The organism is Streptomyces sp. NPDC088124 (assembly GCF_040685895.1).
In the GTDB taxonomy this organism is placed as follows: Bacteria; Actinomycetota; Actinomycetes; order Streptomycetales; family Streptomycetaceae; genus Streptomyces.
In genome coordinates, this window is sequence record NZ_JBFBJB010000026.1 from 50,243 (window position 1) to 69,570 (window position 19,328).

The 19,328-nt window shown below is 71.0% G+C and carries 15 protein-coding genes; 6 read left to right on the forward strand and 9 right to left on the reverse strand.

Going from position 1 to position 19,328, the window contains the following annotated elements:
* Window positions 1-51: 51 nt before the first annotated feature.
* The 5 genes from AB0P17_RS22260 to AB0P17_RS22280 all read left to right on the forward strand — a co-directional run bounded on the left by AB0P17_RS22260 (window position 52) and on the right by AB0P17_RS22280 (window position 6,718).
* A complete protein-coding gene (locus AB0P17_RS22260; RefSeq protein WP_365813469.1) occupies window positions 52-777 on the forward strand; it encodes a DUF3000 domain-containing protein in 726 nt (241 codons plus the stop codon).
* Between the two features lie 415 nt (window positions 778-1,192).
* Entirely contained in the window at window positions 1,193-1,852 is a 660-nt protein-coding gene (locus tag AB0P17_RS22265) for a response regulator transcription factor (RefSeq protein WP_329823583.1), read from the forward strand.
* Between the two features lie 106 nt (window positions 1,853-1,958).
* Window positions 1,959-3,254: a ribonuclease D gene (locus AB0P17_RS22270; RefSeq protein WP_365813471.1), complete on the forward strand. Its 1,296-nt coding sequence runs from the start codon at window positions 1,959-1,961 to the stop codon at window positions 3,252-3,254.
* A 120-nt stretch (window positions 3,255-3,374) separates the two neighbouring features.
* Window positions 3,375-4,595, forward strand: a complete 1,221-nt coding sequence (locus AB0P17_RS22275; protein ID WP_365813473.1) for an acetyl-CoA C-acyltransferase — start codon at window positions 3,375-3,377, stop codon at window positions 4,593-4,595.
* A complete protein-coding gene (locus AB0P17_RS22280) occupies window positions 4,592-6,718 on the forward strand; it encodes a 3-hydroxyacyl-CoA dehydrogenase NAD-binding domain-containing protein (protein WP_365813475.1) in 2,127 nt (708 codons plus the stop codon). The genes AB0P17_RS22275 and AB0P17_RS22280 overlap by 4 nt, the downstream gene beginning before the upstream one ends.
* Before the next feature lie 122 nt (window positions 6,719-6,840).
* Here AB0P17_RS22280 and AB0P17_RS22285 read toward each other — a convergent pair whose 3' ends face one another.
* The gene (locus AB0P17_RS22285) at window positions 6,841-7,932 is read right to left on the reverse strand and encodes a hypothetical protein (RefSeq protein WP_365813477.1); all 1,092 of its coding nucleotides are present in this window, start codon (window positions 7,930-7,932) and stop codon (window positions 6,841-6,843) included.
* 135 nt (window positions 7,933-8,067) lie between these two features.
* Here AB0P17_RS22285 and AB0P17_RS22290 point away from each other — a divergent pair, with 135 nt between their 5' ends.
* Window positions 8,068-8,457 carry an NTP pyrophosphohydrolase gene (locus AB0P17_RS22290; RefSeq protein WP_365813605.1) on the forward strand — a complete coding sequence of 130 codons (390 nt, stop codon included), beginning with the start codon at window positions 8,068-8,070 and terminating at the stop codon, window positions 8,455-8,457.
* 42 nt (window positions 8,458-8,499) lie between these two features.
* Here AB0P17_RS22290 and AB0P17_RS22295 read toward each other — a convergent pair whose 3' ends face one another.
* From AB0P17_RS22295 to AB0P17_RS22330, 8 genes are all read right to left on the reverse strand, one after another.
* Window positions 8,500-9,999, reverse strand: a complete 1,500-nt coding sequence (locus AB0P17_RS22295) for an amino acid permease (RefSeq protein ID WP_365813479.1) — start codon at window positions 9,997-9,999, stop codon at window positions 8,500-8,502.
* Window positions 10,000-10,179: 180 nt separating this feature from the next.
* The gene (gene dxs / locus AB0P17_RS22300) at window positions 10,180-12,093 is read right to left on the reverse strand and encodes a 1-deoxy-D-xylulose-5-phosphate synthase (protein ID WP_365813480.1); all 1,914 of its coding nucleotides are present in this window, start codon (window positions 12,091-12,093) and stop codon (window positions 10,180-10,182) included.
* A 244-nt stretch (window positions 12,094-12,337) separates the two neighbouring features.
* The gene (locus AB0P17_RS22305; RefSeq protein WP_365813483.1) at window positions 12,338-13,657 is read right to left on the reverse strand and encodes a sugar ABC transporter permease; all 1,320 of its coding nucleotides are present in this window, start codon (window positions 13,655-13,657) and stop codon (window positions 12,338-12,340) included.
* A complete protein-coding gene (locus AB0P17_RS22310) occupies window positions 13,654-14,442 on the reverse strand; it encodes an ATP-binding cassette domain-containing protein (protein ID WP_365813484.1) in 789 nt (262 codons plus the stop codon). Before AB0P17_RS22310 ends, AB0P17_RS22305 begins: the two co-directional genes overlap by 4 nt.
* Window positions 14,443-14,724: 282 nt before the next feature.
* Window positions 14,725-15,825: a sugar ABC transporter substrate-binding protein gene (locus AB0P17_RS22315; protein WP_365813607.1), complete on the reverse strand. Its 1,101-nt coding sequence runs from the start codon at window positions 15,823-15,825 to the stop codon at window positions 14,725-14,727.
* Window positions 15,826-15,958: 133 nt separating this feature from the next.
* Window positions 15,959-17,182: an ROK family transcriptional regulator gene (locus AB0P17_RS22320; RefSeq protein WP_365813486.1), complete on the reverse strand. Its 1,224-nt coding sequence runs from the start codon at window positions 17,180-17,182 to the stop codon at window positions 15,959-15,961.
* A gap of 220 nt (window positions 17,183-17,402) precedes the next feature.
* The gene (locus AB0P17_RS22325; protein WP_365813488.1) at window positions 17,403-18,335 is read right to left on the reverse strand and encodes a carbohydrate ABC transporter permease; all 933 of its coding nucleotides are present in this window, start codon (window positions 18,333-18,335) and stop codon (window positions 17,403-17,405) included.
* Window positions 18,335-19,258 (reverse strand): sugar ABC transporter permease, encoded by a 924-nt coding sequence (locus tag AB0P17_RS22330; RefSeq protein WP_365813490.1) that lies wholly within the window; start codon window positions 19,256-19,258, stop codon window positions 18,335-18,337. Before AB0P17_RS22330 ends, AB0P17_RS22325 begins: the two co-directional genes overlap by 1 nt.
* Between the last annotated feature and the right edge of the window lie 70 nt (window positions 19,259-19,328).

The window sequence follows — 19,328 nt, forward strand, 5'->3', positions numbered from 1 at the left end:
GCCGGGTGTCCCTCCCTGCGCGAGGCGCGCGTTCCGCCTACTCTTCCCCGCATGGCTGCGGCTCAGGGACAGTTTTCCGATCATTCCAACGGCACCGGGAAAACGGACGGCGGGGAGGGCGATGGCGTCCCGTCCGCGTTCCGTTCCGCGGTCGACGCGCTGCGGACGGCGCGGCCGCGCCCCGGCGTCGAGATCGACCCGACACCGCCGCCGAAGCGGCTGGCGCCGTACGCGTACGCCCTGGAGGCGGCGGCGGTCGACGGCGACGACGATCTGGCCGACGGCCGGCTGATCCTGCTGCACGACCCGTCCGGGCACGACGCCTGGCAGGGCACCTTCCGGCTGGTCACGCTCGTGCGGGCGGAGCTGGAGCCGGAGATGGCCGCCGACCCGCTGCTCCCCGAGGTGTGCTGGTCGTGGCTGACGGGGGCGCTGGAGGCGCGCGGTCTGTCGTACGAGGAGGCGAGCGGCACCGTCACCCGGGCCGGGTCGCACTACTTCGGGGGGCTCGCGGAGCGCAGGCCGGCGACACAGATCGAGATCCGGGCGTCCTGGACCCCGCGCGAGGGCCACGGCGGACCCGACGCGGCGGCGCACCTGGGGGCGTGGTGCGATCTGCTCTGCCAGGTCGCGGGGCTGCCGCCGGGCGCGGGCGGCCCCCAGAACACGGGGCACGCGGGCCCCATGGGGAACACAGGGAACACAGGGCACGCGGGAGACACGATGGGGGCGGGCGTGGTGTCGCTGCCCCAGCGCCGGGGCCCGCAGGTCTCCTGACGCCCCCTCACGCCCCGCCGCGCCCCCGTTCCGCCCCCATTCCGTCCCCACTTCGCCACCCTGACCGCCTGACCGCCTGACCGCACCGCCCCGCGACCCCGGCGGCGGTGGCGCGCGCCCGCTTCCGCGCTCCCGTCGCACGCCCTGTCTCCGCGCCCCTCACCTCCGCGCTCGCGTCGCACGCGCCTTCACCACTCCGCCACACCACGTCCCCCGCGCTCCCCCGTCCGGGGGACCACTCGTAGGATGATCGATCACGCATCCGAATTGCCCGAATTGTTACTCACTAATTCGTGATCATTCTCTAAAGGCGAGCGGGATTGCTGCCGAAGAGGTCAATGACCCTTCACACACGGTTCGCCCCGGCTTCATCCCCCGCAGCCGGCCCCGTCCCGCACCTTCCCCAGGAGGCCTGGTGTCCGTTCTCCTTGAGCAGCCCGCAAGCCTGGTCGCCTACCGCCCGAACAAGCCGACGGCCATGGTCGTCGTGGCCGACCCACGCGTCCGCTCCACCGTCACCCGCCACCTGTGGGCCCTTGGAGTACGTGACGTCATCGAGGCGTCGTCCATCGCGGAGGCCCGCCCCCGCGTCGGCAACCCGCGCGACATCTGCGTTGCCGACGTCCACCTGCCCGACGGATCCGGGCTGACCCTGCTGTCCGAGACCCGGGCGGCGGGCTGGCCCAACGGCCTCGCCCTCTCCGCCGCCGACGACATCGGCGCGGTGCGCAACGCCCTCGCGGGCGGCGTCAAGGGCTATGTCGTCACCGGCACCCGTACGAACATCGGCCACCCCGGCCGCCCCGGCGTCGCCCCGCTGGGCGCCGGTCAGCGGATGCACCGCCGCCCCCCGGGCGCCCCGAACCACCCCGGTGGCTACCGGGAGCTGTCGGGCCGCGAGGTCGAGGTCCTCCGGCTGGTCGCCGAAGGCCAGTCCAACAAGGCCATCGGCGTCTCCATGGGCCTGTCCGCGCTCACCGTCAAGAGCCACCTCGCCCGCATCGCGCGCAAGCTCGGCACGGGTGACCGGGCGGGGATGGTCGCCGTGGCCCTCCGTACCGGAATCATCCACTGAACCGGGCACGCGACCGGACAGGAGCACTGACCGCTTCTCGCCCCCACCGCCCGTCGACGGAACGTTCCGTCGACGGGCGCCGTCCGTTCACAGATACCCTTGACAGGTGACCGACGCCCAAGAGACCGCAGCAGAGCCAGCACTGCGAACCACCGGGGGCCCGCGGCGACAGTCGCTGGTGTCGCCACCCCCGGACGACGTCGAATCGGCGCCGATCCCCTTGCTGGAGCCCCGCGAGGGCATTCCACCGGTGGTCGCCACCGACGCGGCGCTCGCCGAGGTGACCGCCGCCTTCGCCGCGGGCACCGGACCCGTCGCCGTCGACGCGGAGCGCGCCTCCGGCTACCGCTACGGTCAGCGCGCCTATCTCGTCCAGCTCCGCCGCGAGGGCGCGGGCACGGCGCTGATCGACCCCGTCGGCTGCCCCGACCTCTCCGGGCTCGGCGACGCCCTCTCCGGTACGGAGTGGATCCTGCACGCGGCGACCCAGGACCTGCCCTGCCTGCGGGAAATAGGCATGATCCCCACCCGGCTCTTCGACACCGAGCTGGCGGGCCGCCTCGCGGGCTTCCCGCGGGTCGGTCTCGGCGCCATGGTCGAGAACGTCCTCGGGTACGCGCTGGAGAAGGGCCACTCCGCCGTCGACTGGTCGACCCGCCCGCTCCCCGAGCCCTGGCTGCGGTACGCCGCGCTCGACGTGGAGCTCCTCGTCGATCTGCGGGACGCCCTGGAGAAGGAGCTGGACCGGCAGGGCAAGCTCGACTGGGCGCACCAGGAGTTCGAGGCGATCGCCGCGGCCCCGCCCGCGCCGCCGCGCAAGGACCCGTGGCGCCGCACGTCGGGCATGCACAAGGTGCGCCGCCGCCGGCAGATGGCGGTCGTACGGGAACTGTGGACGACCCGCGACCGGGTCGCGCAGCGGCGCGACGTCTCCCCCGGCAAGGTGCTCAGCGACACCGCGATCGTCGAGGCGTCGCTCTCGCTGCCCGCGACCGTGCAGGCACTGACGGCCCTCCCCGGGTTCGGCCACCGGATGGGCAGACGCCAGCTCGAACAGTGGCAGGCGGCGGTCGACCGGGCGAAGGCCCTGCCCGACACGGAGCTGCCCCAGCCCGGCCAGCCCCTCACGGGCCCCCCGCCGCCGCGCTCCTGGGCCGACAAGGACCCGGAGGCCGCGGCACGGCTCTCGGCGGCGCGCGCGGCGGTCTCGGAACTGGCGGAGCGGATCACCATGCCGCAGGAGAACCTGATCACACCGGACACGGTCCGCCGGGTCTGCTGGGAGCCGCCGAAGGAGCCGACGGTGGAGAACGTGGCGGCGGCCCTGACCGCGCACGGCGCCCGCCGGTGGCAGGTGGAGCTGGTGGCCCCCCTCCTGGCGAAGGCGCTGGTCGCGGCTTAGGAGCACGGTCGGAAGGACAGCAGGGCTGGGCAACTTGGTTACTGGTAAGTAGCATGGGGGTGGAAGCACGCCTTTCGGCGTGCCCCGCAGTGCCATCCCGCACCCTGGAGGAGAGCCATCGTGCCTCGTACCGTCAGGGATGTCGTCTTCGTCGACGGCGTCCGCACCCCGTTCGGCAAGGCGGGCCCGAAGGGCATGTACCACGAGACCCGGGCCGACGATCTCGTCGTCAAGTCGATCCGGGAGCTGCTGCGCCGCAACCCGGACCTCGACCCGGCCCGGATCGACGAGGTGGCCGTCGCCGCGACCACGCAGATCGGTGACCAGGGCCTGACGCTCGGGCGGACCGCGGGGATCCTCGCGGGGCTGCCGCAGTCGGTGCCCGGTTATTCGGTCGACCGGATGTGCGCGGGCGCGCTGACCGCCGTGACCTCCACCGCGGGCTCCATCGCCTTCGGCGCGTACGACGTCGTCGTGGCGGGCGGGGTCGAGCACATGGGCCGGCACCCGATGGGCGAGGGCGTCGACCCGAACCCGCGGTTCGTCTCCGAGAAGCTTGTCGACGAGTCCGCGCTCTTCATGGGCATGACGGCGGAGAACCTGCACGACCGCTTCCCGCACCTCACCAAGGCGCGCGCGGACGAGTACGCGGTGCGGTCGCAGGAGAAGGCGGCCAAGGCGTACGCGAACGGCTCGATCCAGCAGGACCTGGTGCCGATCTCGGTCCGCCGGACGAACCCGGAGACCGGGGAGACCGGCTGGGGCCTGGCCACCGCCGACGAGCCGATGCGGCCGGGTACGACGCTGGAGATGCTCGCCGGCCTGAAGACTCCGTTCCGGCCGCACGGCCGGGTCACCGCGGGCAACGCGGCGGGGCTGAACGACGGCGCCACCGCCTCGCTGATCGCCGCCGAGGACTTCGCCCGCGAGCAGGGGCTGCCGGTCCGGATGCGGCTCGTGTCGTACGCCTTCGCCGGGGTCGAGCCCGAGGTGATGGGGTACGGCCCGATCCCGTCGACCGAGAAGGCCCTCGCCAAGGCGGGTCTCTCCATCTCCGACATCGGTCTCTTCGAGATCAACGAGGCGTTCGCGGTGCAGGTGCTCGCATTCCTCGACCACTACGGCATCGCGGACGACGACGGGCGCGTCAACCAGTACGGCGGCGCGATCGCCTTCGGCCATCCGCTGGCCTCCTCCGGGGTACGGCTGATGACCCAGCTGGCCCGGCAGTTCGAGGCGCGGCCGGACGTCCGGTACGGCCTGACCACGATGTGCGTCGGCTTCGGCATGGGCGCGTCGGTCATCTGGGAGAACCCGCACTTCGACGGAGGCACCAAGTGAGCACCGCTGAACTCCTGAAGGGCGCGGCCGAGCTGTTCCCCGGCGAGGTCGTCACCCAGGCGCACGTACGCCACTTCGAACTCCCGGCGGGGGCGGGGCGGTTCGCGCTCATCACGCTGGACAACGGCCTGGACCACACGAAGCCGACGACGTTCGGCCCTCAGTCGCTGGCGAATCTGGACGCCGCGCTCGACCAGGTCGGCGCGGAGGCGTCCGAGGGGTCGATCGTCGGGGTCGGGATCACCGGGAAGCCGTTCATCTTCGCGGTCGGCGCCGACCTCAAGGGTGTGGAGCTGCTGAAGCGCCACGAGGACGCGCTCGCGATCGGCCGGGGCGGCCACGAGGTCTTCAAGCGGATCGCCGCACTGCCGGTGCCGACCTTCGCGTACTACAACGGCGCGGCGATGGGCGGCGGCGTCGAGATCGGGCTGCACTGCACGTACCGTACGGTCTCGGCGGCGCTGCCCGCGTTCTCGCTGCCCGAGGTCTTCCTCGGTCTGGTGCCCGGCTGGGGCGGCTGCACACTGCTGCCCAACCTGATCGGCGCGGAGCGCGCGGTCAAGGTCGTCATCGAGAACTCCCTCAACCAGAACAAGCAGCTCAAGGGCGGTCAGGTCTACGACCTGGGGATCGCGGACGCGCTGTTCGACGGGGCGGACTTCCTGGAGCAGTCGCTGGTCTGGACGGCGTCGGTGCTCAAGGGCGAGGTGATCGTCGGGCGCCCCGAGATCGACCGGGGCGAGGCGTGGGACGCGGCCGTGGCGCACGGGCGCTCCGTCGCCGACTCCAAGGTGGGCGCCGCGGCCCCCGCCGCGTACCGCGCGCTGGACATCATCGCGGCGGCGAAGGACGGCGACCTCCAGGCCGGCTTCGACGCGGAGGACCAGGCCCTCGCGGACCTGATCATGGGCGGTGAACTGCGGTCGGGGATCTACGCGTTCAACCTGGTGCAGAAGCGCGCCAAGCGGCCGGCCGGCGCGCCGGACAAGTCGCTGGCCCGCCCGGTCACCAAGGTGGGTGTCGTGGGCGCGGGGCTGATGGCCTCGCAGCTGGCGCTGCTGTTCCTGCGCCGTCTTGAGGTGCCGGTCGTGCTGACCGACATCGACCAGGACCGGATCGACAAGGGCGTGGGCTATGTCCACGGCGAGATCGACAAGCTGCTGCTGAAGTCCCGGATCAACCAGGACAAGGCCAACCGGCTCAAGGGCCTGGTCTCCGGTGTGCTGGACAAGGCCGAGGGGTTCGCGGACGCGGACTTCGTCATCGAGGCCGTGTTCGAGGAAATGAGCGTCAAGCAGCAGGTGTTCGCGGAGGTCGAGGCGGTCGCCCCGGCGCACGCGATCCTCGCCACGAACACCTCGTCGCTGTCGGTCACCGAGATGGCCTCGAAGCTGAAGAACCCGGAGCGGGTCGTCGGCTTCCACTTCTTCAACCCGGTCGCGATCCTGCCGCTGCTGGAGATCGTGCGCGGCGAGCGGACCGACGACGCGTCGCTGGCCACCGCGTTCGGGGTGGCGAAGAAGCTGAAGAAGACGGCGGTGCTGGTGAAGGACGCGCCCGCGTTCGTCGTCAACCGGATCCTCACCCGCTTCATGGGCGAGATCCAGAACGTCATCGACGAGGGCACGCCGGTCGAGGTGGCGGAGCGCGCGGTGGAGCCGCTGGGGCTGCCGATGTCGCCGCTGGTCCTGCTGGAGCTGGTCGGCCCGGCGATCGGCCTGCATGTCTCCGAGACCCTGCACGGCGCGTTCCCGGACCGGTTCACGGTCTCCGAGAACCTGGCCGCGGTGGTCAGGGCGGGCAAGCGCGGCTTCTACGTGTACGAATCCGGAGTGCCGGAGCTGGACCCGGAGGTCGCGGCGCTGCTGAAGCAGGGCGACACCGTGCTGACGGAGGAGCAGACGCGCGAGCGGGTGCTGGACGCGGTGGCGGAAGAGATCGGTCTGATGCTGGCCGAGGGCGTCGTCGCCGAGGCGCAGGACATCGACCTGTGTCTGATCACGGGCGCGGGCTGGCCCTTCCACCTGGGCGGTGTCACCCCGTACCTGGACCGCGCGGGCGTCTCGGAGCGGGTGAACGGCAAGCCGTTCCTGGCGCCGGGCGTGGCGAGCGTGCCCGTGTGACGCGGTGACGCCGTGACGCCGTGACGCCGTGAGCTGATCCGGTGGTGCCGGACGGGCCGTACGGGAGTCCCCGTACGGCCCGCTCCTTTCCCGGCCAGTGGCGTCTGCCCGGGCCGGTGGCGTCAGATCGTCCGCCAGGCCTCCAGCGCCAGGCCCGCCTCGTCCTTCTGCCGGGTGACGCGCAGGGCGCCGTCGAGTCCGCGGCAGGCCAGGACCACCCGGCCCGTGCCGTCCAGGGCGAGCGCCGGGGCGCCCGCGCAGGGCTCGCCGGTGGGGGTCCAGTTCAGGCCCGCGTCCTCGTCCTCGGTGGGGTACGCGGCGACCTGGAGGCGGCCGTCGGGGCCGCGGCCGGCCAGGATCGTGCAGTCGTACCCGTCGACGGGTGTACGGAGCAGGGCGAGCGGGCCGGTGCCGGGGCCGCCGAGGGCGACGGGGGCGATCCCGGGGCGCCAGGCGCGGACGGTGCCGTCGTCGGCGTCGCGCCAGAAGCGGGTGAGCCGTCCGGTGCCGGTGGCCCCGGCGGTGACCGTGCCGGGCGCGACGGACGCGACGGGTTCGTCCTCGGCGCGCGCCAGTTTCGCGTCGGGCGCCCCGCGGAGCCAGCGCACCGTGCCGCCCCCGGCGGGGACGAGGATGTCGATGGCCCCGCCGTCGGTGACGGCGGCGGAGGTCTCGCCGGTCAGGGTCGTGTCCGCGGCGTTGGCACCGCCCCACGGCTGCCAACGGCCGGTGGGCGACTGGTGCTTGGCGGAGAGACCGCCGTTGGCGTTGCGTACGAACAGGTGCATCGAACCCGTCGTGTCCAGGACGGCGGACGGCATGCCGATGCGGGCGCCCTTCTCGCGGTCCTTGCCGTGCGGATTGCCCACGGACTGCCAGTCCCGCAGCGGCCGGCCCGTCTGGAACTGCACGGCGTGGACGAGATCGCGCTCGACGGCTCCGCCGGCGCCCGGCCGGTCCCGTACCCCCAGCAGATGGACGAAGCCGTCGGCGCCCTGCGCGACCGCCGTGTACGGCAGGAGGCCGGCCAGGGGCAGCGACTCGGGACCCGACCACTCGGGGCCGCCGGTCCGGGTCTCGGTCCAGCGGAGGACGCCGCCCGGGGTGGGCGCGTACGCCGTCAGCCTGCCGTCCTTGCCGCGCAGCAGCCAGCCGGTGACCGGGGGGAGCGAGGAGTCCGCGAGCGGCTCGGCCGGGGTGTGGTGCGGTGCCATGGCCTGCCGCCACCTCCCCGAGTGCGAGAAATCCCGGACAACGATAGTACGCGGGGGTATGCGGCGGAGGTTCGGGGAGTCACCCGGGGCGCCCGGCGGCTGACGGGCGGGTGACTGTGGCACGCTGCGGAGGTGCTGAACAAGCTGATCGTCGACGCGGCGAACGTGGTCGGTTCCGTGCCCGACGGGTGGTGGCGCGACCGGCGCGGGGCCACCGAGCGGCTGCGCGACTCACTGGTGCCGTTCGCGGCGGAGGGGGTGGCCGGGCAGCCGGGCCCCGTCGAGGTCGTCCTCGTCGTGGAGGGCGCGGCCCGGGGCGTGGAGTCGGTGCCGGGCGTACGGGTGGAGCCGGCGGCCGGCAGCGGGGACGACCTGATCGTGGAGCTGGCGGCGGGGGCGGCGCGGGACGGGGTGGGCTGCCTCGTGGTCACCGCCGACCGGGAACTGCGGCTGCGCGTGGCGGCGTACGGTGCGCGCTGCGCGGGGCCGAGGACCGTACGGGAGCCGCCGGACGAGCCCGCGTAGCCGCGGGCCCGCCCGGGACGGTCCCCGGGGCCCGGCCCGGCGTCAGCGCGGTGTGTTGATCCGGCTGTGTGCCCGGCCGTACATGAAATACACGACGCAGCCGATGACCATCCAGATGCCGAAGCGCAGCCAGGTCTCGGCGGGCAGGTTGAGCATCAGCCACAGGGAGGCCAGTACGGACGCGATCGGCACCCAGGGCACCAGCGGGGCGCGGAAGGCACGCGGCAGGTCCGGGCGCGTGCGGCGCAGGATGATGACGCCGAGCGCGACCACGATGAAGGCGAACAGGGTGCCGATGTTGACGAGTTCGGCCAGTTCCTCGATGGAGGTGAAGCCCGCGACGATCGCGACGAGCACCCCGAGGAGGATGGTGGAGCGGTGAGGCGTGCCGAACTTCGGGTGGACGTGGGAGAAGGTCCTCGGCAGCAGTCCGTCCCGGCTCATCGCGAAGAAGACCCGGGTCTGGCCGAGCAGCAGGATCATGCAGACCGAGGTGAGCCCGACGGCCGCGCCGAAGCTGATCAGGCCGGCCCAGAAGGGTTGGCCGACGGCCTTGAAGGCGTCGGCGAGCGGGGCTTCCACGGAGAGTTCGGTGTAGTGCTGCATGCCGGTGACGACGAGGGACACGGCGACGTAGAGCACGGTGCAGATGAAGAGCGAGCCGAGGATGCCGCGGGGCACGTCGCGCTGCGGGTTGCGGGTCTCCTCGGCGGCGGTGGCGACGATGTCGAAGCCGATGAAGGCGAAGAAGACGACGGCCGCCGCGGTGAAGATCCCCATGACGCCGAAGTTGGTGGGCGTGTACCCGGCCATGAGCTGGATGATCGGCGCGGCGAGACCGCCGCCGGCGGTGGCCGTCTCGGCCGGCGGGATGAACGGCTTGTAGTTGGAGCCGGTGATGAAGAAGGCGCCGACGACGACCACGAGCAGGACGACGGTGACCTTGACGGCGACGATGACGCCGGTGATCCGGGAGGAGAGCTTCACCCCGGCGACGAGGATCGCGGTCAGGACGAGAACGAGCAGGAAGGCCAGGAGGTCGAAGCCGAACTTCCCGTTCTGGGTGCCGGAGAGGTAGTCGGGCAGGCTCGCCCCGGCGTTGCCGAGCAGGGAGCGTACGTATCCGGACCAGCCGACGGCGACGACCGCGCAGCCGAGGGCGAGTTCGAGGACGAGGTCCCAGCCGATGATCCAGGCGGGGAGTTCGCCGAGGGAGGCGTACGAGAAGGTGTACGCGGATCCGGCGACCGGCACGGTCGAGGCGAACTCGGCGTAGCAGAGCGCGGCCAGGGCGCAGACGATGCCCGCGACGACGAAGCCGAGGGCGGTGGCGGGTCCGGCGGTCTGCTTGGCGACGACGCCCGTCAGCACGAAGATGCCGGTGCCGATGATCACTCCGACGCCGAAGACCGTCAGGTCGAGCGCGGAGAGGGTCTTCTTGAGCGCGTACTCGGGTTCTTCGGTGTCGCGAATGGACTGCTCTACGTTTTTTGTGCGGAATAGACCACTTCGGGCCGGTCCCGGGTCCTGCTGCGTACTCACCGGCGTACCTCCGTGTGCGCGTTCATCCGGCAATGATCGAGAGGCTGCGGGCCCCGAATACCCGGTATCGGCACAATTCACACGGATGGGCCGTTCCGACCGCCCTGGACGGGTGGTCGGAACGGCCCATTCGCGCCATCCGGCGCGGTCGGATCCGGACGGCCGGCGCCGGAGGGGTGGTCAGTCGCGGGCGACCTCGGCGGACGCGCCGGTCAGCCGGCCGTCGAGCTTCGCCACCAGGCCGGTGACCTGGCGGGCGATGTCCGGCGCGGTCAGCCCGATCTCGGCCATGACCTCCTTGCGGGAGGCGTGGTCGAGGAAGCGCGGCGGGATGCCGAAGTCCCGCAGCGGTACGTCGACCCCGGCGTCCCGCAGCGCCTGCGCGACGGCCGAGCCGACGCCGCCGACGCGGCCGTTGTCCTCGACGGTGACGACGACGCGGTGCTGCTCGGCGAGCGGGGCGAGCGCCTCGTCCACCGGCTTGACCCAGCGGGGGTCGACGACCGTCGTGGTGATGCCCTGCCGGTCGAGCAGGCCGGCGATCTCCAGGCACATCGGGGCGAGCGCGCCGACGGAGACGAGCAGCACGTCGGCCGGGCCCTCCTCGGGCCTGCGCAGCACGTCCATGCCGCCGATCCGGCCGAGGGCGGCGACGGCCGGGCCGACGGCGCCCTTGGAGTAGCGGACCACGGTCGGGGCGTCCTCGACCGCGACGGCCTCCCGGAGCTGGGCGCGCACCTGGTCGGCGTCGCGCGGGGCGGCGATCCGCAGGCCCGGCACGCACTGGAGCATCGACATGTCCCACATGCCGTTGTGCGAGGCGCCGTCGGTGCCGGTGACGCCGGCCCGGTCGAGAACAAACGTCACTCCACAGCGGTGCAGGGCGACGTCCATCAGGACCTGGTCGAAGGCGCGGTTGAGGAAGGTCGCGTAGAGGGCGAACACGGGGTGCACCCCGCCGGTGGCGAGGCCCGCCGCGGAGACCGCGCCGTGCTGCTCGGCGATGCCGACGTCGTAGACGCGGTCGGGGAACGCCTTCGCGAACTTCTCCAGGCCGACCGGCTGGAGCATGGCCGCGGTGATCGCGACGATGTCCTCGCGCTCGTGGCCGAGCTTGACCATCTCCTCGCCGAAGACCGAGGTCCAGTCCATGCCGGCGGCGGCGATGGGCAGGCCGGTGTCGGGGTGGATGGGGCCGATGCCGTGGAAGTGGTCGGCCTCGTCCTGCTCGGCCGGCTCGTAGCCGCGGCCCTTCTCCGTGATGCAGTGCACGATGACCGGGCCGCCGAAGCGCTTGGCGCGCACCAGCGCGGACTCCAGGGCCTCGATGTCGTGGCCGTCGATCGGGCCGACGTACTTGAGGCCGAGGTCCTCGAACATGCCCTGCGGGGCGATGAAGTCCTTGAGGCCCTTCTTGGCGCCGTGCAGCGTGTCGTACAGGGGGCGGCCGACGACCGGGGTGCGCTCCAGGAGGTCCTTGCCGCGGGCCAGGAAGCGCTCGTAACCGTCGGTGGTGCGCAGGGTCGCCAGGTGGTTGGCGAGGCCGCCGATGGTCGGCGCGTACGACCGCTCGTTGTCGTTGACGACGATGACGAGCGGGCGGTCCTTGGCGGCGGCGATGTTGTTGAGCGCCTCCCAGGCCATGCCGCCGGTGAGGGCGCCGTCCCCGATCACGGCGACGACGTGGTCGTCCTTCTTCAGGACCTCGTTGGCCTTGGCGAGGCCGTCGGCCCAGCCGAGGACGGTGGAGGCGTGGGAGTTCTCGATGATGTCGTGGTCGGACTCGGCGCGGGACGGGTAGCCGGAGAGGCCGTCCTTGCTCCGCAGCTTCGAGAAGTCCTGACGTCCCGTGAGCAGTTTGTGCACGTACGACTGGTGGCCCGTGTCGAACAGGACCTTGTCCTGCGGGGAGTCGTAGACACGGTGCAGGGCGATGGTCAGCTCGACGACCCCGAGGTTGGGGCCGAGGTGGCCGCCGGTCTTGGAGACCGCGTCCACGAGAAAGGACCGGATCTCGCCGGCCAGCTCCTGGAGCTGCTCCGGGCCGAGCCGGTCCAGATCGCGCGGTCCCCTGATGCGGGTCAGCATCGCCACCCGTGCCTCCTTGCGTATATGAGCCGTCGAGCCCTGCCGATCAGCCGAGTCTAATGTTCCACTCGGGCGGGTGGACGCCGGGCGGTGCGTTGTGCGTCACCCGTTCGGCCGTAGGCATGTCATATCAGTGTGCCCTTGAGGGGCTCCTGATACGCCGGTGGTTCCGGCGTGGTACGACACGGCCCGGCACCCGGTGGTTCACCGGGTGCCGGGCGCGGCCGTGCGCGGTGCGCGGGGCGGGGGATCAGGCGCGGCCCGCGGTCTTCTGGGTCTTGCGGGTGACGGCGTCGATGACCACGGTCGCCAGCAGGACGGCGCCGGTGATCATGAACTGGATCGCCGAGGCGATGCCCTGGAGGGCCAGCCCGTACTGGATGGAGACGATCACCAGCACACCGAGCAGCGCGTTCCAGGTGCGGCCCCGGCCGCCGAAGAGGCTGGTGCCGCCGATGACGGCCGCCGCGATGGCGTTCATCAGCAGGTCGCCGCTGCCCGCGCCCTGGTTGGCCGAGGCGATCTTGGAGGCGATGAAGAGGCCGCCGACCGCCGCGAACGTACCGGCGATCGAGAAGACCGAGATCCGGATCAGCGTGACGTTGATACCGGCGCGACGGGACGCCTCGACGCTGCCGCCGAGGGCGAAGATCTTCCGGCCGTACGCGGTGCGGCGCAGCACGAAGTCGGTGACGACGAGCACGAGGAGGAAGATCACGACCGCCAGGGGCAGGCCCTTGTACTGGTTGTAGAGGATCGCCACGCCGAAGGAGAGGACGGCGAGCAGCCCGGTGCGCAGCAGGATCTCGCTCAGCGGGCGGGACGGGACTCCGGCCGCCTCGCGCCGGCGGTTGTCGAGGAACGCCGTGAGGAAGTACGCGGCGACCGCGACGACGGCGAGGCCGTAGGCCGCCGCGACATCGGTGAAGTAGTAGCTGGTGAGCTGGGTGATCACACCGTCGGGGGTGAGGTTGATCGTGCCGTTGCTGCCGAGGATCTGAAGCATGAAGCCGGACCAGAAGAGCAGTCCGGCCAGAGTGACGGCGAAGGCGGGGGCGCCGACGCGGGCGAAGAAGAAGCCGTGGACCGCGCCGATGGCCGCGCCGCTGACGATGGCGACGACCAGGGCCAGCCACTCGTTCATGCCGTGCGTGACGCTCAGCACGGCGACGATGGCGCCGGACACCCCGCTGACCGAGCCGACCGAGAGGTCGATCTCGCCGAGCAGCAGGACGAAGACGATGCCGACGGCGATCATCCCGGTGCCGACCATGGCGACGGAGATGTCGGAGAGATTGCCCGCGGTGAGGAAGTTCGAGTTGAGGCTCTGGAAGATGGCCCAGATGACGACGAGTCCGATGACGACGGGTATGGAGCCCAGGTCGCCCGCGCGTATCCGCCGCTTGAACTCGGTCAGGTATCCGGCGAAGCCCTGTTCGCGTACGAGCAGCCGGGGGTCGACCGCGGTGACCGCGCCGTCCGCGGCGGGCGGGGCGTCCACCGGAGTGGGGGCCGGCGGCTTGGCGTCGGTGCTCTTGGCGAGCGACGGGGAGGTCTTGTCCGTACTCACTTCTGAACCTCCACGTTGCGCGAGGCGCGGCGGGTCACCGCGTTGTCCGTGGCGCCGGTGATGGCGGCGATGATCTCCTCCTGCGAGGTGCTCGCGACATCGAAGACACCGTTGTTGCTGCCGAGCCTGAGCACGGCGACCCGGTCGGCGACGGCCTTGACGTCCGCCATGTTGTGACTGATGAGGAGGACGGCGAGGCCGCGCTCCCGGAGCCGCTCGACGAGGTCGAGGACCTGGGCGGTCTGCTCGACACCGAGGGCCGCGGTCGGCTCGTCGAGGATGACGAGCTTGGGTTCGCCGAGCATGGAGCGGGCGATGGCCACGGTCTGGCGCTGACCGCCGGAGAGCGAGGCGATCGGGATACGGACGCTGGGGATCCGGATCGACAGCGTTGTCAGCAGCTCGCGCGAGCGGCGCTCCATCTCGACCTCGTCGAGCACGCCCCAACTGCGCAGCTCGCGGCCGAGGTAGAGGTTTCCGACGACATCGATGTTGTCGCAGAGCGCGAGATCCTGGTAGACGGTCGCGATGCCCAGGTTCTGGGCATCGTGCGGCCGGCCGATCGAGACGGGCCTGCCTTCCCACTCGATGACGCCGTCGTCGACCGGGTGGACGCCGGCGATGGTCTTCACCAGCGTGGATTTCCCGGCGCCGTTGTCGCCCACGAGGGCGACCACCTCGCCGGAGTGGACCTCAAGCTCTACGTCGGTGAGCGCCTGGACGGCACCGAACCGCTTGGAGACCCCTCGCAACGCCAGCACGGGCGTAGCGGTCACATGAACCATCTCCTTCGCCGCCTGACCGGCGGGGATGCCGCGCCGGGGGGGGTAGGCGCGGTGGTCGAGCACAGAACGGGGGGGGGAGCCTGCCGCGCGGAGATCGGGGGCGCGGCGGGCGGGGCGACCCGCGACGGCGGCCGGGGACGGCTGCCGTCGCGGGTCCGTCCGGCGCCTGGTGCCGCGACCCGGCGAGCTCTGCCACGGGGCAGTGCTCGCCGGGCCGGGCACCAGCCCTGGCTGCGGGGCGTTGACGGGCGGGGCGCCGGACAGGCTTGCGGGTGCCGGGACCTACTTGAGGCCGATCGCGTCGCAGCCGGCCTTGTACTTGGCGGTGCAGATCTCGGCGACCGTGTAGATGCCGTCCTTGATCACGGTGTCGTTGATGTTGTCCTTGGTCAGCGAGACGACCGGGACGATCACCGACGGGACGCCCTTGGTGGTGGGGCTGTCGACCTTGGACGTGGCGATGGAGTCGAGCTTCTCGCCCTTGCCGAGCGCGACGGCCAGCTCGGCCGCGATCTCGGCCTCCGTCGGGTACGACTTGTAGACGCTCATGAACTGCTCACCGGCGACGATGCGCTGCACGCCGTTGAGCTCGGCGTCCTGTCCGGTGACCGGGGGGAGCTTGCTGAAGCCGGCGCCCTTGAGGGCGGTGATGATGCCGCCCGCCATGCCGTCGTTGGCGGAGTAGACCCCGATGATCTTGTCCTTGCCCAGCGCGGTGATGGCGCCTTCCATGTTGGCGTTGGCGTTCTCCGGCTTCCACTCCTTGGTGTCGTACGACTTGCCGATGTTCACCTTGCCGTCGAGGACGGAGAGCGCGCCCTTCTTGAAGAAGGCGGCGTTCGGGTCGGTGACGGCGCCGTTCATCATGACGATGTCGCCGGACTTGGCCTTGTCCCCCAGCTCGTCCAGGAGCGCCTGGCCCTGGACCCTGCCGACCTCTTCGTTGTCGAAGGAGGTGTACGCGTCGATCGGGCCCTCGGCGAGCCGGTCGTACGCCACGACCGGTATGCCGGCGTCCTTGGCCTTCTTGACCGAGCTGGCGATGGCCTTCGAGTCGACGGCGTCCACGACCAGCACGCTCACCTTGTTGGTGATCATGGTCTCGACCTGCTGGCTCTGCGTCGTCGCGTCCTGCTTGGCGTTGGCGTAGACGACCTTGCCGGTGCCGTCGGTCAGCTCGCTGACCTTCTTCTCGATCAGCGGCTTGTCGAACTTCTCGTACCGGGCGGTCTGGTTCTCCGGCAGGAGCAGCCCGACGGTGATCGGGCCCTTCTTGTCCGACGTGGACGCTTCGGCCTTGTCTCCGGACTCCTTGGCGCTGCCGCAGGCGGCGAGGGAGACGGCCATCGCGGTAGCGACGGTGGCCACGGCGGCGCGACGCATCTTTGCGTTCACTTCAAAAACCTCCCTGACGAGGCCGCGTCGTTGCGGCCGAGGTGGCTGGAAGTCAACTCCGGTCCGTAGTCGGCGTCAAGGAGTAAATCCTTAACGAGATGACAACGGTGCCATTCATTATCTAAGTGAAGGCGGGAGCGGAGACGGACGAGGCGGCGGGCGTGGCGGCGGGAAGTGCGCTCTCCAGCAGGGTCGAATCGCCCATCTCGCTCAGTACGAGCGCCAGCGCCCCGAGCACCTCGGCCCGGCCCCCGAGCGCCCCGGGGAGCACCGAGAGCTGCCGCGCGGCGCTCGGGATGGCGTACCGGGAGACGGACTCCCGTATCGGTCCGAGCACCAGTTCCCCGGCCTCCGCCAGGTCCCCGCCGAGCACCACGCGGCTGGGGTTCAGGAGGTTGCAGAGGTTGGCGACGCCGCTGCCGACATGGCGGCCGACGTCCGCGATCACCCGGCGGCAGCCGGGGTCGCCCTCGCGGGCGAGCTGGACGACGCGCTCCATGGTCAGGCCGGCGCCGTGGCTGGACCGGAGCAGGGGCAGCACGTAGCGGGTCGCCGCGAAGGTCTCCAGGCAGCCGCGGTTGCCGCAGCGGCAGACGGGGCCGGACTCGTCCAGCGTGATGTGCCCGATCTCGCCCGCCGTGCCACCGGGGCCCCGGTAGATCTGGCCCTCGATGACCAGCCCCGCGCCGACGCCGCTGCCGACCTTGATGTACGCGAGGTCGCTGACCCCGCGCCCGCTCCCCCAGACCAGTTCGCCGAGGGCGCCGAGGTTGGCGTCGTTGTCGACGTACACCGGGACGCCGAGGCGTCCGGCCAGTTCGTCGCCGGGGTTGATGCCGGTCCAGCCCGGCAGGATCGAGGTGGAGCCGAGCGTGCCCGATTCGACGTCGATGGGGCCCGGCACCCCGAGCCCCACACCGATCACCTTCTGACGGCTGACGCCGGTGGTCACGATCAGCCGCTCGACCAGTTCCTCGGCGCGGCCGAAGCCGTGCGCCGAGGAGGCGTCCACGTCGAGGGGTTCCGCTTCCTCGGCGAGCACCTGGTGGGCGAGGTTGCCGACCGCCACGCGCAGATGCGTATGGCCGAAGTCGACACCGACGACGATGCCCGCGTCCCCGCTGAGCGAGACGCTGCGGGCCCGCCGGCCGCCGGCCGAGGTGGGGGTGACCTGGACCGTTCCGCCGTCCTTCAGCTCACGGACGATGTTGGAGACCGTGGCCGCCGACAGACCCGTGCTCCGTGCGATCTCCGCCTGGGTCAGTGCACCGGCCAGGCGCACCGCGCGTACGACCCGTTCGAGGTTGGCCCGGTGCAGAGACGACTGCGACCCTGGAGTCTCCACGACTCATCCACTCCTGCCCTTGACGCACGGCACGACCACCGCCGCCGGCCGGGGCCGCACCGCTGAGACCCCGACCTATCTCCAACTTGTGAACCCTAAGCTCAGCTTTCGGGCCCGCCCCCGTCAAGACCTTGAGCAAAGTGAACGCGCCGAACCGCCCGTCGGACAGCGACGACGGGCGGTTGGACCGTACCTTCCGGCCCGGTACGGAGGGCCAGCCCTACTTGAGCGCTCCCGCCGTCAGTCCCGCGACGACCTGCCGCTGGAAGATGATGTACGCGGCGAGCACCGGCAGCATCGCCATCACCAGCCCGGCGAAGAGCCCCGACCAGTCGCCCTTGTACCCCTGGCTGACCGCGAGCTGCACCAGCCCCTGGGAGAGGACCTTGCGGTCCGGGTCGGTGTTGAGCACCGTGGGCAGCAGGTACTGGTTCCACTGGCCGAGGAAGTTGAAGATGCCGACGCTGATCAGGCCCGGCCTGGCCATCGGCAGCATCACCTGGAAGAACGTCCGGGTGTGCGAGGCACCGTCGATGAGCGCGGCTTCCGCGACCGAGGTAGGCAGGGTTCTGAAGAAGGAGGTCAGGAAGAAGACCGTGAACGGCAGCGAGTAGGCGATGTAGACCAGGATCAGGCCGTGGAGGGAGTTGAGCAGGCCCAGATTGTTCATGACGAAGAACAACGGGACCAGCGCCAGGATGATCGGGAAGCTCATCCCGCCGATGAACAGGTAATAGATGAACCGGTTCCCGGGGAACTCGAAGCGGGCCAGGACGTACGCCGCCATCGAGCCGAAGAGCAGCGTGCCGGTCAGCGAACCGGCGACCACCAGGATGGTGTTGAGGAAGTAGTCGCTCATGTGCGCCTGGGTCCAGGCGCGCGACCAGTTCTCGAAGTGCAGCTGGTCCGGCAGTGCCCAGGGGCTGGTGAAGATGGACCGGTCGTCCTTGAAGGACGTCATGACCGCCCAGAGCAGCGGCATGGCGACCAGGAACGCCCAGATGACGAGCACGCCGTGCGAGAAGACGTTGAGGACGCCGCCGGTCGCGCTCTCCTTCGGCGCGGGCGCGTCGGTCTTGGTCACGGCGGTCCGGGTCACGGGGTCCGCCGCGGGGGGCAGATCGGCCGGCGGAGGGGTGTCGGTGGTCTTCATCAGTACTCCAGCCGCTCACGTCGGCCCAGCCGCATCACGAGGGCGGAGAAGGCCAGCGTGACGAGGAGCAGGGCGACACCGATCGTGGTCGCATAGCCCGCCTGACCGTCACGGAACGCCTTCTGGTAGACGAGCAGGGTCAGGACATTGGTGGAATCAGCGGGCCCGCCGGGACCCACGGTCATGATCTGGACGACCGCGAAGGACTCCGCGCCGAGCGCGAGGATCCCCATGTAGACCCAGCCGGACTGCACGGTGTCCCAGAGCAGCGGCAGGGTGATGCGGAAGAAGGTCGTGAACCGGCTGGCGCCGTCCAGCAGCGCCGCCTCGTAGAAGTCCTTCGGGATGGAGGCCATGCCCGCGGAGAAGAGGACCACGAAGAAGCCGGTCGTGCTCCAGACGAGGACGGCCATCACGCACCACAGCGCGAGGTTCGGATCGCCGAGCCAGTCGGGCTTCACGCTGTCCAGGCCGACCGCGGAGAACGCGGAGTTGATGGCGCCGCTGTTCGGGTTGTACGCGAACTGGAAGAGCAGCGCGACGATCGCGATCGAGAGCACCTGCGGGAAGAAGTACACGATCTTGTAGAAGGACGAGCCGCGGACCCCCGAGATCGCCGCCCCCTTGCGGCTCCGCCCGCCGACGTTGAGCATGAACGAGAAGAACAGCGCGAGGCCGAGCACGACCACGGGCAGCAGCAGCGCGAAGAGCAGGCTGTGCTGGAGCGAGCTCCAGAAGGTGCTGTCGTCGAGCATCCGGCTGTAGTTGTCGAAGCCCGTCAGCGAGAAGTCCGGGCTCAGCCCGGTCCAGTCCGTGAACGAGTAGTAGATGGACTGCACGAACGGCCATACGACGAAAAGCGCGTACAGCGCGAGGGGGCCGATCAGGAACCCCACGATGAAACGGTACTTGCCGTGCTGCATGTCTCCCGACCCCGAATCTCCGGCGCCGTGACGCCGTGCCGCTCTGGGACCCCGTACGACGGGCCGTGTC

What these genes read in the sequence shown, in the direction of transcription:
- AB0P17_RS22315 (WP_365813607.1), bottom strand. Translation starts at nt 15,825, where the DNA reads ATGCGTCGCGCCGCCGTGGCCACCGTCGCTACCGCGATGGCCGTCTCC.
- AB0P17_RS22285 (WP_365813477.1), bottom strand. Translation starts at nt 7,932, where the DNA reads ATGGCACCGCACCACACCCCGGCCGAGCCGCTCGCGGACTCCTCGCTC.
- AB0P17_RS22260 (WP_365813469.1), top strand. Translation starts at nt 52, where the DNA reads ATGGCTGCGGCTCAGGGACAGTTTTCCGATCATTCCAACGGCACCGGG.
- AB0P17_RS22310 (WP_365813484.1), bottom strand. Translation starts at nt 14,442, where the DNA reads ATGGTTCATGTGACCGCTACGCCCGTGCTGGCGTTGCGAGGGGTCTCC.
- AB0P17_RS22330 (WP_365813490.1), bottom strand. Translation starts at nt 19,258, where the DNA reads ATGCAGCACGGCAAGTACCGTTTCATCGTGGGGTTCCTGATCGGCCCC.
- AB0P17_RS22325 (WP_365813488.1), bottom strand. Translation starts at nt 18,335, where the DNA reads ATGAAGACCACCGACACCCCTCCGCCGGCCGATCTGCCCCCCGCGGCG.